The organism is Anaerobutyricum hallii (genome assembly GCF_900209925.1).
GTDB classification, from domain to species: domain Bacteria; phylum Bacillota; class Clostridia; order Lachnospirales; family Lachnospiraceae; genus Anaerobutyricum; species Anaerobutyricum soehngenii.
Map to the genome: position 1 here is coordinate 924,497 of NZ_LT907978.1, position 16,593 is coordinate 941,089.

Here is a 16,593-nt window from a genome sequence, read left to right on the forward strand (position 1 = left end):
TATCGTTTTTCTGTCTATATCGAATCTACAAATTAAAAATTATTCTGATAATTCTTCCCATTTGTCATAGAGTTCTAGTAAGGTAGATTCATTTTCTTCAAATTTAGTATTGAGTTCCATAAGTTTTGATACATTGGTAGCATTTTCAGGTAATGCCATTTCATTTTTTAACTGATCATTTTCTGCTTCTAAGCGACTGATTTCTTTTTCTGTCTTCTTTAAATCGTTGGCACGCTTACGCTGTTTTGCGGCCTCTTCACGCGAACGTTTCCAGTCCTCCTTGGCTTTTTCTGGAGAAGGGGCAGGAGATTTATCAGCGGAGGCAGCAAGTGTGATGTTATCGCTGTCAGCAGATACGTTTCCAGCTTCTTTTTGTTCTAAGTAATAGTTGTAGTTGCCTTTATAGTTTACGATGCCTTCTGGGGATAAGTCCAGGATTCTTGTGGCTGTTTGATTAATGAAGTAACGGTCATGGGAAACGTAAAATACAGTTCCCTCATAGTTGTTAATCGCTTCTTCTAAAATTTCTCTGGACTGGATGTCTAAATGGTTGGTCGGCTCATCAAGAATGATGAAGTTCGCATTGGAAAGCATGAGTTTAGCGAGAGAAACTCGTCCTTTTTCGCCACCACTCAAAGTGCCGATGACCTGAAATACATCTTCGCCGGTAAAAAGAAAGGCAGCAAGAACATTTCGGATGCGGGTATTAGTCAGCTTTGGATAGGCATCAGAAATTTCATCAAAAATTGTTTTGGAATCGTCTAATACATGTTGTTCCTGATCATAATAACCGATGGACACCTTAGAGCCGTAGCGGATTTTTCCAGAGTCAGCACGAAGCTGGCGGTTAATGATTTTTAAAAGAGTGGTTTTTCCGGTACCGTTGGCACCGAGGAGTCCAACAACTTCCCCACGTTTAATCTGAACATTTAAATTACGGAATAAAGCCTTATCACCAAAAGATTTGGAAAGTCCTTCAATAGTAAGAACATCGTTTCCACTAAGTACTTCCGGTTCTAAAGTGATACGCATCTTACTGTTTAAAGTCACAGGTTTATCGACAAGTTCAATCTTACTAAGCATTTTCTCCCGGCTTTCGGCACGTTTGATGGACTTTTCACGATTGAAAGAGCGAAGCTTTGTGATTACCTCCTCCTGATGGTGGATTTCTTGTTGCTGATTCATATAAAGTTTCATCTGGGCATCACGCTGTGCTTTTTTCTTTTCGGCGTAAGCACTGTAGTTGCCGTTAAATACCTGACTGTTTCCACGCTCGATCTCGATTACTTTATCAACAACTTTATCAAGAAAATAGCGGTCATGGGAAACAATAAGCACCGCACCCCGGTAGTTAGAAAGGAAAGTTTCTAACCAGCGAATGGATTCCATATCAAGGTGGTTAGTCGGCTCATCAAGTAAAATGAGATCCGGGTGCATCAGAAGAATACGGCTGAGTGCTACGCGGGTCTTCTGTCCTCCGGAAAGTGTATGGATTGGTGTGTCAAACTGGCTTTCATCAAAACCAAGACCTTTTAATACACCGATAATTTCGCTTTTCCAGGCATAACCATTTGCCTTCTCAAAGCGGTCAGTGAAACGGGAATAACTTTCCATTGCGCTTTCTAGTGCTTCACCGGACAAAGTGCTGATATCTTTTTCTAACTGACGTATTTTCTTTTCTAGTTCGATGATATCTTTTTTGGCATCAAGCATTTCTTCATAAATGCTGCGATGAGAACTTACGTCAATGATCTGAGATAAGTAGCCATAAGTAGATCCTTTCTGAAAGATAACCTCCCCATGATCTGCCTCATATTCTCCGGTGATAATTTTGAAAAGAGTGGTTTTACCGGCGCCGTTGATACCGATTACAGCAGCCTTTTCCCCTTCATTAATTAAAAAATTAACATTATTTAATACGGATTTGCCTCCGAATGCTTTTTCGATTTTCTGACAGGCTAAAATCATAATAACCTCCAAATGATTATATTATTATATAGTAGAAATATTTCTGATGTATTTTATCATGAAAGAAAAAATAAGTAAATAAGTGTTGGAATTTTTAACAATCCTATTTGACATTAAAACTATTTTTGTATATAATTGATTAAGTAGAGCTTGAGAATGGGAATTTTTTATCAAAGGGAGGATCTTATGCCAGGCAATAAAGCAGTTGTAAAAACAGGGAATGAAAAGTCAATTTCTCCGGCAGTGATAAAAAGATTACCCCGGTACTATCGGTATCTTGGAGATTTACTGAAGAATGATGTTGTTCGTATTTCTTCAAAGGAACTGAGTCAGAGAATGAACGTCACTGCTTCTCAGATTCGTCAGGATTTAAATAATTTTGGTGGGTTTGGTCAGCAGGGATATGGTTATAATGTAGAGTATCTTTATAATGAGATGGGTAAGATTCTGGGTCTGGATAGAACAAATAACATCATTATCGTAGGTGCGGGTAATCTTGGTCAGGCGTTGGCGAATAACCAGGATTTTGACAGTAATGGATTTAAAATTATCGGACTTTTCGATGTGAATCCAAGATTAATTGGTATGACAGTGCGGGGTGTGGAAGTATATGATATCGACATGCTGGAAACATTTTTAAAAGAGCATGAGGTAATGATTGCTGCATTAACGTTACCGAAGTCAAAAGCGGTAAAGGTTGCAGAACAGTTAGTTGATTTAGGAATTAAGGCATTATGGAACTTTGCACCGGTAGATTTACATTTTTCAGAAGATATTCTGGTTGAGAATGTACATCTTGCAGAGAGTATTATGACATTGTCTTATAGAATTCACAGTCAGAATCAATAGAATAGTTACTGTAAAGTATATATTGTAAAAGAAAGTAAGAGATGAGAAGCTGTGTGATAGAAAGCATTGTTTTTCATCTCTTTTTGCTGACTGCTCAATCGCAAATTACGTATGTATGCTGGAATCTTCTTACAAGAGTAAGTGCAGTAAAGACTCCGGGGTACATCTTTTAAGAAACAGGAGGTTTAAAAGATGCGTTACGTTGCTTCAAGAGAGGAAATGCAGCAGATTGATGCGTATAGTATAAATACGATGGGGATTCCTGGTATTGTTTTAATGGAAAAGGCGGCGCTTGCTTTAGAAGAAGTCTTTTTAGAGAGAGTACCAATAAAGAGTAGTGTACTTATTGTTACAGAAAAGGGCAATAACGGTGGAGATGGTCTGGCACTTGGGCGTCTTTTATTAGAAGATGGATACAATGTTGATTTTTATGAAATCGGAGCAATTCCACATGATTCAGATTCCCATCAGATTCAGAAGAAAGTTTTAGAGCAGATGGAAGCGCAGTTTTTGATGGAGTTTCCAGAAGAAGAATATGATGTGATCGTCGATGCGGTTTTCGGTGTTGGATTAAAAAGAGAAGTAGCGGGACAGCACAGACAAGTAATCGAGAGAATGAATCAGAAGAAAGCGTTAAAAGTAGCGGTTGATGTGCCATCGGGTGTAGATGCTTCGACAGGACAGATTCTTGGCATAGCTTTTTGCGCAGATTTGACGGTTACGTTTGGACTGTTAAAAGCTGGGCTGCTCCTGTATCCGGGAGCGGATATCAGTGGAGAAGTTATTGTAAAAGAAATTGGATTCCCAAACAAAGCGGTAGAAAAAATTGCTCCGAAGATGATTTCTTTTGTAAAAGAGGATCTTTCTCTGTTGCCAGAACGAAAAGCCTGGACGAATAAGGGGAATTATGGGAAGGTATTATTAATCGCAGGGGCAAAAAATATGGCTGGAGCAGCTGTTTTGAGCGGAACGGCAGCTTATAAAAGCGGAAGTGGACTGGTACGGGTTTTTTCTTGCGAGGAAAACAGGGTAATTTTACAAGAAAAGCTTCCGGAAGCGATTCTTACAACATATGATTCAGAAGAAAAGGCGGAAGAGATTTTGCCGGAAGCGATTTCCTGGGCATCAGTTATCGGCATTGGTCCAGGAATCGGACAGAGTATATTTGCCAGACGATTATTAAAGCAGGTTCTCGCATTGGGTAAAGTTCCGCTTGTAATTGATGCGGATGGATTAAATAATCTGGCTGTTTTATTGAAAAATGATAGAGAGATAAAACAATTATTCTATGAATATAAGAGTGGAATCATATTAACGCCACATCTAAAAGAAATGTCCAGGCTGCTTGAAGAAGAAATAGCGGAGATTCAGAGTAATCTGCCAAAAGCAGCGATGAAGATGGCAGATCAAAATCATATAATCGTCCTAAAAGATGCAAGGACAATTGTATCTGATGGAAATGCTCCTTCATATATTAATATGAGTGGAAATAACGGAATGGCAACAGGCGGAAGCGGTGATGTTTTAACCGGAATAATTTGTGGTTTTCTGGCAGGCGGGCTTAGTTTGTTAACTGCAGCACGATTAGGGGTATATTGCCATGGACTTGCGGGAGATGCCGCCGCAAAAGAAAAAGGATATTATAGTGTACTTGCAGGAGATTTGCCGAATTATCTGGAAAAAGTTTTGAAATAAAAAATTTCAGGGGAAAGATCAAAAAGAAAAAATCATCAGAATACTCATGATGTTTACTGGAAATACTTCATTTAGAAAGAAAAGTAAAATGGAGTGAGTGAAAATGATGATAAAACGGGGAGATATTTATTATGCGGATCTGCGTCCGGTTGTAGGCTCAGAGCAGGGTGGTGTTCGCCCGGTTCTCATTATTCAAAATGATGCGGGGAATCGTCATAGTCCTACAGTAATCTGTGCAGCGATCACAAGCCGGATGAATAAGGCAAAGCTGCCAACTCATGTGGAGCTTTCTGCAGCAGAATGTGATATTACAAAAGATTCTGTCGTACTATTAGAACAGATACGTACCATTGATAAACAGCGGTTAAAAGAACGTGTATGCCATCTTGACACAGATACACTAAAAAGAGTAAACTATGCCTTAAAAATCAGTTTAGAACTGATTACATAAAGGTAATTCAAGAATGTTCTGACATTCCTGAATTTTAAGTAGATTGATAACGAAGGAGAAAAACAATGAATTTTGAACCAGCAGAAAAAATGAAAAATTTTGAAGCAGGAATTTTTCAGATTTTAGATAAAAAAAAGAAAGAATTAGAAAAACAGGGAAAAAAGATTTATAATTTTTCTGTAGGTACACCGGATTTTGAAACACCGGAATGTGTAATGAAAGCAGTGTCAGAAGCTTGCCTTCATCCGGAAAATTATCATTATTCTTTGGGAGAAACAGAAGAACTTTTAGAAGCGGTCGTTCATCGTTATAAAAAAAGATATCATACAGATATTGCCAAAAACGAAATCATGTCAGTTTACGGATCCCAGGAAGGAATGGCACATATTTTTCTCCCGCTGATTAATCCGGGAGATATCGTACTTTTACCGAATCCAGGTTATCCTATTTTTTCAACGGGAGCATTTATTGCACAGAGTAACCAGTGGTTTTATCCATTAACAGAGGAAAATAATTATCTTCCGGATTTTGATGCTATTCCGCAGGATGTAAAAGAAGCAGCCAAAATCATGGTCGTATCTTATCCGGCGAACCCTATTTGCAAAACAGCACCGGATGAATTTTATGAGAAGTTGATTGCATTTGCAAAAGAAAATAATATTTTAATTATTCATGATAATGCCTACTCTGATATTATATACGATGGGAAAGAAGGAAAGTCTTTCCTCTCGTTTCCGGGAGCAAAAGAAGTTGGTGTAGAATTCTATTCTCTGTCCAAAAGTTATAATTATACCGGCGCAAGAATGTCTTTTGTGATTGGTAATGCAAAAGTTATTGAAGTATTTAAACGTTTCCGTTCCCAGATAGATTATGGAATTTTCCTTCCGGTACAGGCAGGTGCCGTAGCGGCACTTTATTCTGATGATACAGCCGTAAGAGAACAATGTGCGGCATATCAGGAAAGACGAGATGCTTTATGTGGAGGACTTCGTGAAATTGGCTGGAATATTCCAGACAGTGAAGGAACAATGTTTGCATGGGGACCATTACCAAAAGGTTATGATAATTCTAATGAATTTGTTATGGAACTCATGGAAAAGACCGGAGTAATCTGTACACCGGGAAGCAGCTTTGGAAGCCTGGGAGAAGGATATGTTCGTTTTGCTCTTGTACTACCCCCGTCAGAAATAAAAAAAGCAATTCATAGCATCAAAGAGTCCGGAATTATCAAAGAGTAACCACTTGACTACATGATAAAACGGTGATAAACTTAGAAAAGTTATGCCTATAAAGAGTATTTGCAACTATTCAAAGCATTATAGATGCGTTTGATTTTTGGTATTGAATAGTTTTGAGTACGTAAATATTATAAAAAAGTAAGGAGAAGATAAAATGTCAGGACATTCCAAGTTTGCGAACATTAAACACAAAAAAGAGAAAAATGATGCTGCAAAAGGTAAGATTTTTACCGTAATCGGTCGTGAAATTGCAGTAGCAGTAAAAGAAGGCGGTCCAGATCCTGCTAATAACAGTAAGCTTCGAGATGTAATCGCTAAAGCAAAGTCTAACAATATGCCTAATGATACGATTGAAAGAGGTATTAAGAAAGCTGCCGGAGATGCAAACTCCGTAAACTATGTACAGAATACATACGAAGGATACGGTCCTAACGGTATTGCGATTATCGTAGAAACATTAACAGATAATAAGAATCGTACTGCAGCTAACGTTCGTTCCGCATTTTCTAAAGGTCGTGGAAATATCGGTACATCTGGTTGTGTATCTTTCATGTTCCAGAAAAAGGGACAGATTATCGTATCGAAAGAAGAGTACGAAACAGATCCAGATGAATTCATGATGGTTGCATTAGATGCAGGTGCAGAAGACTTCGTAGAAGAAGATGACAGCTACGAAATCACTACAGATCCAGATGTATTTGGTGAAGTAAGAGAAGCGCTTGAAAAAGAAGGCGTACCAATGGCATCCGCAGAAGTAACAATGATTCCGGACAACTACGTAACATTGACAGACCCAGAAGATATTAAGAATCTTAACCGTACATTAGACTTACTTGATGAAGACGATGATGTACAGGCAGTATATCATAACTGGGAAGAAGAATAATTATACGGATTTCCATTAGGAGATAAAAATAAAAAACCAGAGATTTGTGCTATAGCAAATCTCTGGTTTTTGTCTGTTAAAGATAACTCCCATCTCTTCTTGAGACATTCTTAAATTAAAATTGTTTTTTTAATAATTCTTCTGCAGTAGGGGAATCAATATAAAGACTGTCTGCAAGCCCGCCTTTTAGGGCAGCATGGATGACCGCCGCTTTCTTTTTGCCGGAAACAACAAGCATTTTGTTAGGGATTTTCTTGATGGTTTCAAGTGAAGGTCCTACAACACGTGCATCCATTGTTTCGTCAAATACATCTCCATTTTTATTTAAGAAGTGAGAGCAGCAGTCACCGATTGCTCCGCGGTGTATCATATCCTGGTATTCGATTGATGTAATCAGTCCCATTTCATAGAGAATAGAAGGGCGCTCTAAGTTGCCGACAGAAAAAATAGCTGTTTCGCATATTTCTGCCATATCACAAACTTTCGCAATCTGTGAGTCCTGCTTTAGAGCTTCCACAATAAATGGTTTTTCTACCATTGCAGGAGCAGGAATCTGATAAGCAGTTCCACCAAAGCAATCGGCAAAACTTCGAAGGATAGATAGAGAATTTGACTCATAAACGGCCCGCGAAAATCCGCCGGCAAGCTGGATTACAGATACTCCCTTACGCTTGATTTTAGGAAGCTGACGTGCAAGGGCAGTTAATGTATGACCATAAAAAACGCCAATCACACTATCGTTTTTTATATATCTTGGAAGATCATCTATCAAAGCAGCACAGACATCCTGGAGAAGAATCTGCTCATTTTCTACCAGATCAGGAACAATAACAGCACGTTTAATCGGATAAGCATCTATCAGGTCTTTTTCGAGTGCTGTATCATTCAAGATCGAATCTTTAATGCGAACCTCGATAATACCCTTATCCATAGCAGATTTTAAAATCCTGCTGACAGTGGCCTTGCTTATCCCTTCTTTTTTTGCAATCTCAAGCTGTGTACGGTTTAATTCATAATGCATTTTTGCAATGCGGATCATCTGTGTGATTTTATTTGTATCCATATTTCTATTAATCCTCTCTGTAAAAAGATTCGTAATTCATAAAAGCCTTTGTAAAATAATAACGCACATCTCGCAGCAAGAGTGTCGAGATATTCTTGAATAGTAATAAGTATATCATAAAAGGAAATTTGCGGCTATAATTTACGAGAATATGCACTTATTCATTATGAACAATTTTCATATGTGAAATTTGTTTCATATGCCGATTGACTTTTCTCACAATAAAATCTATACTATAAACAACAAATGAAATGATTCTCCTTAATAATGAGAAATATTTCAATAATCTAAAGGGTTGCTTTTCAGGTTTTGTAAACGATACGACTGGAGATGCAGAATAGTAGGAATCTAAGGATACAGACGGGATTCGAGTAATATCTAGGAGGTACAATTATGAGTGTTGTAACATTGATCGGAGCAGGACAGATGGCTTCTGCGCTTACTTTTCCACTTTTTGAGAATGGACATGAGGTACGTTTAGTAGGAAGTCCTTTAGATGATGCGGTTATTGACAGACTTCGTGAGGATAATTACCATGTCAACTTAAGAAGAACTTTACACGATGGAATTAACTATATTAAATGTGCGGATGTTAAGGAAGCAATTAAGGGAGCAGATTTGATTGTATGTGGTATATCTAGCTTTGGTGTAGAGTGGTTTGCAGATGAGATTCTTCCGATTCTTGACGAAAGTATTCCATTAATTTCTGTAACAAAAGGAATGCTTGATTATGAAGATGGAACGATGCAGACCTATCCGGAATACTGGCAGGAAAAACTTCCAGAAGGAAGTAAGTTAAGATTATATGCTATAGGTGGTCCTTGTACGGCAAGAGATTTATCTGATCACGATCCATCTTTTGTGGCATATTGTGGTCCTGATTTCGAAACATTAGAATGGATTCGCAGTTTGTTTTCAACAGATTACTACATTATCAGCCTGACAAAAGATGTTGTCGGCTTAGAATGTGCGGTAGCGTTGAAGAATGGATATGCACTTGGCACAGCATTGGCAATTGGAATTAAAGAGAAACTTGGTGATGACGGAATCGATCATAATAATATGAAATCTGCACTTTTCCAGGAAAGTGTAAAGGAAATGTTAGAACTATTAAGAATTGTAGGCGGTGGTGTAGATAATATTATGTTTGCAGCCGGAGACTTAGACGTTACAGTATCAGCCGGACGAAGCAGAACAGTAGGTTTACTTCTTGGAAAAGGTTACACTATTGAAGAAACATTAGAACAGTTACAGGGTCAGACATTGGAGGCAGTTGTTATCGCAACAAGAACTGCTCGTGCAGTAAAGGCGTTGGCAAAAGCAGGTAAAGTAAGTATTGATGATTTCCCATTATTAATGCATGTAGACGGCTTGCTGAATGAACATGCAACACTTAATATTCCATGGAAGAAGTTTGAAAGACATATGTAACAATTTGAAAAGAATTTTTTGAAAAAGAAAGTACAGAAAAGTTCTGAAAGTACATAAAAAAGATCGGGGGAAAATAATGACATATTATTTAGGGTTAGATTTAGGAACAGGTAGTTTAAAGACAGTATTATTTGATGTAAATGGATTGGAAATTGCAGCTTCTGCTGTGGAATATCCATTGTATCAGCCACATAACGGCTGGTCTGAGCAGAATCCGGAAGATTGGTATCAGGCAGCATTAAAGACAGTTAAAGCGGTTATGGATCAGTCAGGTATTGCACCGGAACAGGTAATGGGTCTTGGAATTTCAGGGCAGATGATGGGAGCAGTTATGCTTGACAAGAATGGAGAGATTCTTCGTCGTGCAATCTTATGGAATGATGGAAGAACTTCTGAATCTTGTGAGCATGTACGACATATCGTAGGAGACGATTTATTTATGAAATATTCTCTTACTCCTGCAAGACCGGGTCTTACTGCAGCAAAGATTCAGTGGGTAAAAGAAAATCAGCCACAGATTTATGAAAAAGTAGAACACATTTTATTGCCAAAAGATTATCTGCGCTATCGTCTGACTGGCGAATATGCGACAGAAGTGTCCGATGCTTCTGCAACACAGATTCTTGATATTCCAAATAGAAAATGGTCTGATGAAATTATGACTGCCATGAATCTTAACGAGGCAATGCTTGGTAAAGTATACGAATCCCAGGAAATTACGGGATATGTTCTTCCAGAAGTTGCAAAGTTAATGGGAATCACATCAAAATGTGCCGTAGTCGGAGGTGCAAGTGATAACTCTGCCGGAGGTGTAGGAACAGGTGTTGTAGCACCGGGACGAGCTATGACAACAATTGGAACGAGTGGAACAGTATTTGCTTTTTCCGAGGAACCGGTACTTGATATTAATAAATCTGTATATACATTCTGTATGCCGGTTCCGGGAGCATGGCATTTTATGGGAAGTGTAAATTCCTGTGGAGCTTCTCTTAAATGGTGGAGAAATAACTTCTATCCAGATGATTTAGAATATGAGCAGATTAACAAAGATGCTGCATCTTCTAACCCAAGTGCAAACCGTTTAATTTATCTGCCATATTTAAATGGAGAACAGTCTCCTCATTTTAACTTGAACTGTCGAGGTTCTTTCGTAGGACTTGCTGCAATTCATACAAGAGCAGATATGACAAGAGCCGTAATGGAAGGAACAACGTATGCATTACGAGATATTCTTACCGGAATTCGTAATTGTGGTGTACGTCCGGAAACAATGCGGATGTGCGGTGGTGGTTCAAAGAGTCCATTCTGGAGACAGCTTATGGCAGATATCTATAATATGCCAGTAACACTTCCAGATATGAATTCTGAAAATAGCGCAGCCCTTGGTGTGGCAATTTTAGCAGCAGTGGGTACCGGAGCATACCCAAGTGTGGTTGATGCCTGTGATAAGATTATTAAAATGCGAGACGAAGTTTATAAACCGGACGAAGAATTTGCATTTATTTATGATAAAGTATATCGTGAATTCGATGCACTTTATCCAAAGTTAAAAGAAAACTGGAAATCTATCTTAAATATTGATTTCCAATATTAAAAATAGAGTCGAAGTAATAGATTTGGAATTTATCCAGCAAATAAAGCAGCGAAAAAGAAACCAATAGAGGCATTGAGGTTCTCTTAAAAAGAAAACCAGAAATAGTATAGTTTTATACATACTATTTCTGGTTTTATTTGTTTAGTCTGTCTAATTACTGTTTTTGTATTTCGATTACTGTTGCAGGAGTTCCTTCCGTATATTTTATGGTTACTTTATTCTCTGCTTCTAACAATATCGTATCTAAATGCTTGGATATATCTACGTCATAAATCAGGTCAGATTCATCTAGAACGATGTAATAATGGGAAGTTCCATCAATGACTGCCTGTGCAATCTTTTTAATCGTTCCGGTTATTGTTTTTTGAGAAGTTTCTCCGGTTTTTTCATCTGGACTGATACCGTTTGATTGAATAAGAGAACGGTAAGATGCCTCACAATCATTTACGGTATCGCCGGTTGCTACAATCTGGTAATTGTGTACATTTACCATAGCATATTTTTTGACAAGTCCTGAGGCATCTTTTAATGCCATGAAATAAGTCGGCTCTGCATCAATGTTTAAAAGAAGTGGGAAAGTTGCCTTGTAACCTAAGTTCTGAACTTTTCCTTCTGCGGAAGTCATGGCAGAATCTTCGATTGCTCCTTCAATCTCGTAGTATTTTGTTTCCATAGTACGTTGGTTCATGAGAACAAAACCAACGTTTGATTGGTCACTTGTGATGGAAGTAACACCGGTATATACCCATACATCATCGTTGATAGCAAGGTAATTATAGCCGTTTGTAGTTGTTAGACAATCTTTTTGACCAAGAATACTGTTAATAAATCCATGTTTTAATGTGCCATGATATTGATAAAGGCTTACAAGTAAATCAGCAGAGTAGACACGATCAATCCATTTAGGGGTGTCTTTTACATCGTAATCTTTACATTCTCCTGTGATAGCATTACATAATACGACACGTCCGACAGTCTGTCCGCCAAAAAGACCGATATTGTACTTCTTTACACTACATACCCAATAAGGAACGCCTTCTTCGTTAATTTCAAAGTTAATGTCATCAAACATATAGGTAGGATATTTAAAGCGGAGATGACGGTAAAGATAGCGGCCAAAATGGTCATATGGGGTGTATTTCATTCCTTCCTTCAGACGAACAAGTTCCGTCTGCTGTGTTGCCATGTCAATTTTGATATAAGCAGGTATGCCCGCTTTTTTATTTGTAAACCATTTGATAAGATCCGCATAGCGAAGCGGAGTGACACGAACCGGGTTATTTTTGTAATTGATCTGGCTGTATTCATCAGCAACTTCAAATTGAGATGCAAGGTCTACAAGACTACCCATCTTACGGGCACCAAGAATTTCTGCGGAAGATTTATCAAGCAGAGGAATCTGGTCGTAAGAAATCTGATCAATATCTTTTGTAAATTTACTTTTTTCTACTTTCATGAGCTTCTGGTATTTGGAAGCATTAATAATTGGAGAAGATAAAAGTGTGCCAACAAAGTAGGCGGCAGCAATGATAACGATAAGAGCGGCCAAAAGTTTAAAAGTCTTTGTTTTATAGCTGCCACTGAAATTTACGGGATGTCTACGATCACCTGTAAAAGTCGTTTTTGGAAGTGCATACAGTGCGAATGCAATGACAAGGACAAACAAGACAAACTTCCAAAGCTCCGGATTGTGAATGTTTATTGCAGGAAGAGCAATATAATAATAGATTGCTGCAAAAATGAGAACAATAACGACAAGCGCTGCAATCCATTTCTTCCCTGTATAATGTTGTTTTTGTTTCTTTTTCATGGAAATTTCTTTCTCCTTTCTATTTGGATGTATTTTAGGCGTTTGCGAAACGCCACAAGTCGCATAAATACGTCATTTTTTTGTTGTTAAAAATAAAAATCTCCTCACGGTTTGTGATATAATGGAGTTGACTAGAAACCATAAATCACGCCCCGAAAGGAGATATGTCTATGATACCACAAAAACAACTCTCTTTGGCAGATATTTTTGAAGATTGTAAAGATATTTATGAATCTGACAAACCTCATTTCCTTACTCTGCTCGAAAATCACATTGACCTTGATAAAATTATTCCGACTTCTTTTTACAAGCATTACTACGCATCCACTGGAAGAAATCGTAAATATCCTTTGCATGCAATGCTTTGGGCTTTGATTATTCAACGCCTCTTTTCTATTCCAACAGATTCCCTCCTGTTAATCTTCCTTCATTATTCCAGACATCTGAGGGAATTCTGTGGCTTTACTAAAGTTCCTGACGCTTCAAAAATCACTCGTTTCAAACAGGATTTTTTAATGGACTTACAATCAGTTTTTGATAATCTCGTAGATATCACAGAACCAATCTGCCAGGACATTAACGGTAATCTCGCCTCTATGCTTTTGTTTGATACTTCAGGGATTAAAGCATATGTGACTGAAAACAATCCCAAATACGCCAACCGCATTATTAAACAGCTTAAGTCCTATGCTAAAGCTCATAACTTCGATGATTCTTATGATCCTTACAAGGCAGCCTATGCCTCTATGCCTGCATCCGCCGCTGCTAACCATGAAGTAAAGCAACAGTATGTGAATGGTCATTTCTGCTATGCTTATAAATTTGGCATTACGACCAATGGACTTGGCATTGTTCGCTCCATTGATTTTTATAACAAGGATTATCTGGATTCTCACCCTGACATCATTGTTGAAAAGAAATCAAAATCTCCTGATGAAGATAAATCACTTGCCGATTCGAAAGCCTTGATTCCAACCCTTAAAGATTTCAAAGAACGGCACCCTCTTATCAATCCCAAGATATTTCTTGGTGATGCTGCCTTTGATACGATTGAAATCTACAAATCCTTATTTGAAGATTTTAAATTTCAAAAAGCATTTATTCCTTTAAAGGTAAAACTTTCACTGGATAACGTGGATTATACATTCAATGAAAATGGTATTCCCTGCTGTCCTCATGATCCTTCACTCCCTATGAAACGGGAAGGTAGTAAGTCTCACTTAAGAAGTAATCTTCCGACCATGAAATTTGTGTGTCCCAAAATGAAATGGGAATACAATCGTGAAGACAAATCAAAACGACGGGTGTGCCACTGCGATAATCCATGTACAACTTCTTCCTGTGGCAGAATGATTTACGTTTATCCCGAAAAAAACCTTAGAGCATACCCCGGCGTGGAGCGTGGCTCACAGGAATGGGATGACACTTACAAAATCCGAGTAAATGTTGAAAAATCAATCAACCACTTTAAAGACAGTTTTTGTGTCGCTAACCGAAAAACAACAAACGAAAAAACACTTCATGCAGATTTACTTCTTGCTGGTATATCACAGTTATTAACTGTAGTTGTTGCCGACAAAATCCATCAACGACAATACATCAGAAGTTTAAAATCTTTCATAGCCTAGGACTTACCAACTCCATAAAACCGAGGGCTTATTAAAGTGCGCCTAAAATGTCCGGTTATCCACTTTTTATTCCAGGATTCGTGCTAAGCACGAATCCTTCCCTGTTTAAGTTCAAGATTGCGAACGAGCATCGCGAGTTTCGCAATTACCTATGGATGTATTCTTGAAATCTTTTTGCGCCTGCTTTAGCATGTGCAGCAAAAACTTTGAGAATACATTTGTAAGAGAGTATAGCATATGGAAGAAAATAAGAAAACATATAATTTAGAAACATTTAGCAGTAGTTTTATATCAGATGGGAGATAATTCTCCACTTTTATCTTATAATTCAAAAAAATGCATTAAAAAAAGTACTTGACATTTCTGAGAGCTATGGTATATTTGTAAATGTTTATTTTGATATTAAAACTATTTTATTTAAAAATAATATGAAATCAAAATAATAATATTTCAAAACAATAAGATTTGATAATCAAAATATTTGGCGCTGAATCATTTGTAGCAGATGTGAGGTGGTTCAGATGCCTGTGATGATTTAACAAGAAGATGCTTTTTCAAGAGTATGGGAAGGTATCACACAAAAAAGGAGAGAGTGATGTTTGTCAAAATAAAAGGGACAGGCTCCTGCCTTCCTGAGAAAGTACTTGATAATGCTGCAATTTCTCAGTTGGTAGATACGAACGATGAATGGATTCAAAGTCGTACCGGAATTAAGAGCCGGCATATTGTCGGGAAAGAGACAGCAGTTTCCATGGCGGCTGTGGCAGCCGAGAAAGCGTTAGAAGATGCCGGAATAACAGCAGAAGAGATTGATCTTCTTATTGTATCGAGCGTTTCCTCCGAACAGCTTTTGCCATGTACGGCATGTAGTGTTCAGAAGGAACTTGGTGCGGTGAATGCGGCAGCATTTGATTTGAATGCAGCATGTTCAGGATTTATAGTGGCATACCAGATGGCAGCCGGACAGATTAAGGCAGGGCTTTCGAAGAAAGCATTATTAATCGGTGTAGAGTGTCTGTCTAATATTGTTAACTGGAAGGACAGAGGCACATGTATTTTATTTGGTGATGGTGCCGGTGCTGCTGTCATTAGTGCAGAGGAAGAAGGGAATATTGAAATTCCTTCTGTACTTCATTCTGATGGAAGCAGAGGTGAGGTACTCACCTGTAAGAATCCCACAGGAGAAAGAAAAGATAGATCGCTTGAAGGCTATGTAGCTATGGACGGCAGGGAGATTTATAAGTTTGCAGTCCGACAGGTTCCAGCCGTTATTGATGAGATTTTGGAAAAGGCAGAGAAGTCAGTAGAAGAAATCGATTTGTTTGTTCTTCATCAGGCAAACAGAAGAATCGTGGAAGCAATTGCAAAGCGGTTAAAGCAGCCAATTGAGAAGTTTCCGATGGATATGATGCAGAACGGAAACATGTCTTCTGCAAGCATACCGGTACTGCTTGATGAATTAAAGCAGGAAGGAAAGTTACAGCCAGGAATGAAGATTATTGTTGCAGGATTTGGCGCAGGTCTTACATGGGGCGGTATGTATTTGGAATGGTAAGTTTGAATGATAAAATGATAAAAGGTAATTTCCGGAATTTCCGGATTACATATAACTGTTTGGGGGCATGCAGAGTTTCAATACGCTTCTTAGGTAATTCTTAGGTAACTATAGAAGATATCCATTGAACTTAGGCTTTGAATAGTTATGAATATATAAAAACAAAAAGAAAAAAGAGAGGTTTATATTATGTTTGACAAAATTAAAGAATTAATCGTGGACTCATTAGGAATTGAAGAAGATCAGATTACAATGGAAGCATCTTTCAAAGAAGATTTAAAGGTAGATTCTCTTGACCTTTTCGAGATGGTTATGAGTCTTGAAGATGAGTTTGGAGTAGAGATTCCTACAGAAGAATTAGAGAAGATGGTAACAGTTGGAGATGTTGTAAATTATATTGAAGAACATAAATAAGCAGAGGTACA

At 38.0% G+C, this 16,593-nt stretch carries 12 protein-coding genes and 1 pseudogene; 10 read left to right on the forward strand and 3 right to left on the reverse strand.

The window, feature by feature from the left end:
* Positions 1 to 39: 39 nt before the first annotated feature.
* Entirely contained in the window at positions 40 to 1,968 is a 1,929-nt protein-coding gene (gene abc-f, locus EHLA_RS04265) for a ribosomal protection-like ABC-F family protein (protein ID WP_096239436.1), read from the reverse strand.
* Positions 1,969 to 2,154: 186 nt separating this feature from the next.
* Here abc-f and EHLA_RS04270 point away from each other — a divergent pair, with 186 nt between their 5' ends.
* The 5 genes from EHLA_RS04270 (at position 2,155) to EHLA_RS04290 (ending at position 7,087) form a co-directional block, all read left to right on the forward strand.
* On the forward strand, positions 2,155 to 2,817 hold the full coding sequence (locus EHLA_RS04270) for a redox-sensing transcriptional repressor Rex (RefSeq protein ID WP_096239437.1): 663 nt from the start codon (positions 2,155 to 2,157) through the stop codon (positions 2,815 to 2,817).
* A 192-nt stretch (positions 2,818 to 3,009) separates the two neighbouring features.
* Positions 3,010 to 4,512: an NAD(P)H-hydrate dehydratase gene (locus tag EHLA_RS04275; protein WP_096239438.1), complete on the forward strand. Its 1,503-nt coding sequence runs from the start codon at positions 3,010 to 3,012 to the stop codon at positions 4,510 to 4,512.
* 103 nt (positions 4,513 to 4,615) lie between these two features.
* Positions 4,616 to 4,963 carry a type II toxin-antitoxin system PemK/MazF family toxin gene (locus EHLA_RS04280; protein ID WP_021908275.1) on the forward strand — a complete coding sequence of 116 codons (348 nt, stop codon included), beginning with the start codon at positions 4,616 to 4,618 and terminating at the stop codon, positions 4,961 to 4,963.
* Between the two features lie 65 nt (positions 4,964 to 5,028).
* The gene (locus tag EHLA_RS04285; protein ID WP_096239439.1) at positions 5,029 to 6,201 is read left to right on the forward strand and encodes an aminotransferase class I/II-fold pyridoxal phosphate-dependent enzyme; all 1,173 of its coding nucleotides are present in this window, start codon (positions 5,029 to 5,031) and stop codon (positions 6,199 to 6,201) included.
* A 154-nt stretch (positions 6,202 to 6,355) separates the two neighbouring features.
* Positions 6,356 to 7,087 carry a YebC/PmpR family DNA-binding transcriptional regulator gene (locus tag EHLA_RS04290; protein WP_021908273.1) on the forward strand — a complete coding sequence of 244 codons (732 nt, stop codon included), beginning with the start codon at positions 6,356 to 6,358 and terminating at the stop codon, positions 7,085 to 7,087.
* Between the two features lie 115 nt (positions 7,088 to 7,202).
* Here the strand turns inward: EHLA_RS04290 and EHLA_RS04295 are convergent, their stop codons facing one another.
* Positions 7,203 to 8,150: a sugar-binding transcriptional regulator gene (locus EHLA_RS04295; RefSeq protein ID WP_096239440.1), complete on the reverse strand. Its 948-nt coding sequence runs from the start codon at positions 8,148 to 8,150 to the stop codon at positions 7,203 to 7,205.
* Positions 8,151 to 8,543: 393 nt separating this feature from the next.
* Here EHLA_RS04295 and EHLA_RS04300 point away from each other — a divergent pair, with 393 nt between their 5' ends.
* On the forward strand, positions 8,544 to 9,581 hold the full coding sequence (locus tag EHLA_RS04300) for an NAD(P)-binding domain-containing protein (RefSeq protein WP_021908271.1): 1,038 nt from the start codon (positions 8,544 to 8,546) through the stop codon (positions 9,579 to 9,581).
* A gap of 76 nt (positions 9,582 to 9,657) precedes the next feature.
* The gene (xylB, locus tag EHLA_RS04305) at positions 9,658 to 11,175 is read left to right on the forward strand and encodes a xylulokinase (protein ID WP_021908270.1); all 1,518 of its coding nucleotides are present in this window, start codon (positions 9,658 to 9,660) and stop codon (positions 11,173 to 11,175) included.
* A 154-nt stretch (positions 11,176 to 11,329) separates the two neighbouring features.
* Here the strand turns inward: xylB and EHLA_RS04310 are convergent, their stop codons facing one another.
* Positions 11,330 to 12,985: a cytochrome b/b6 domain-containing protein gene (locus EHLA_RS04310; RefSeq protein WP_096239441.1), complete on the reverse strand. Its 1,656-nt coding sequence runs from the start codon at positions 12,983 to 12,985 to the stop codon at positions 11,330 to 11,332.
* A 170-nt stretch (positions 12,986 to 13,155) separates the two neighbouring features.
* Here EHLA_RS04310 and EHLA_RS04315 point away from each other — a divergent pair.
* The 3 genes and pseudogenes from EHLA_RS04315 (at position 13,156) to acpP (ending at position 16,582) form a co-directional block, all read left to right on the forward strand.
* A pseudogene (locus EHLA_RS04315) lies at positions 13,156 to 14,545 on the forward strand (transposase).
* A gap of 663 nt (positions 14,546 to 15,208) precedes the next feature.
* Positions 15,209 to 16,168: a beta-ketoacyl-ACP synthase III gene (locus tag EHLA_RS04320; protein ID WP_096239443.1), complete on the forward strand. Its 960-nt coding sequence runs from the start codon at positions 15,209 to 15,211 to the stop codon at positions 16,166 to 16,168.
* Between the two features lie 189 nt (positions 16,169 to 16,357).
* Positions 16,358 to 16,582: an acyl carrier protein gene (gene acpP / locus EHLA_RS04325; protein ID WP_021908267.1), complete on the forward strand. Its 225-nt coding sequence runs from the start codon at positions 16,358 to 16,360 to the stop codon at positions 16,580 to 16,582.
* Positions 16,583 to 16,593: the final 11 nt, after the last annotated feature.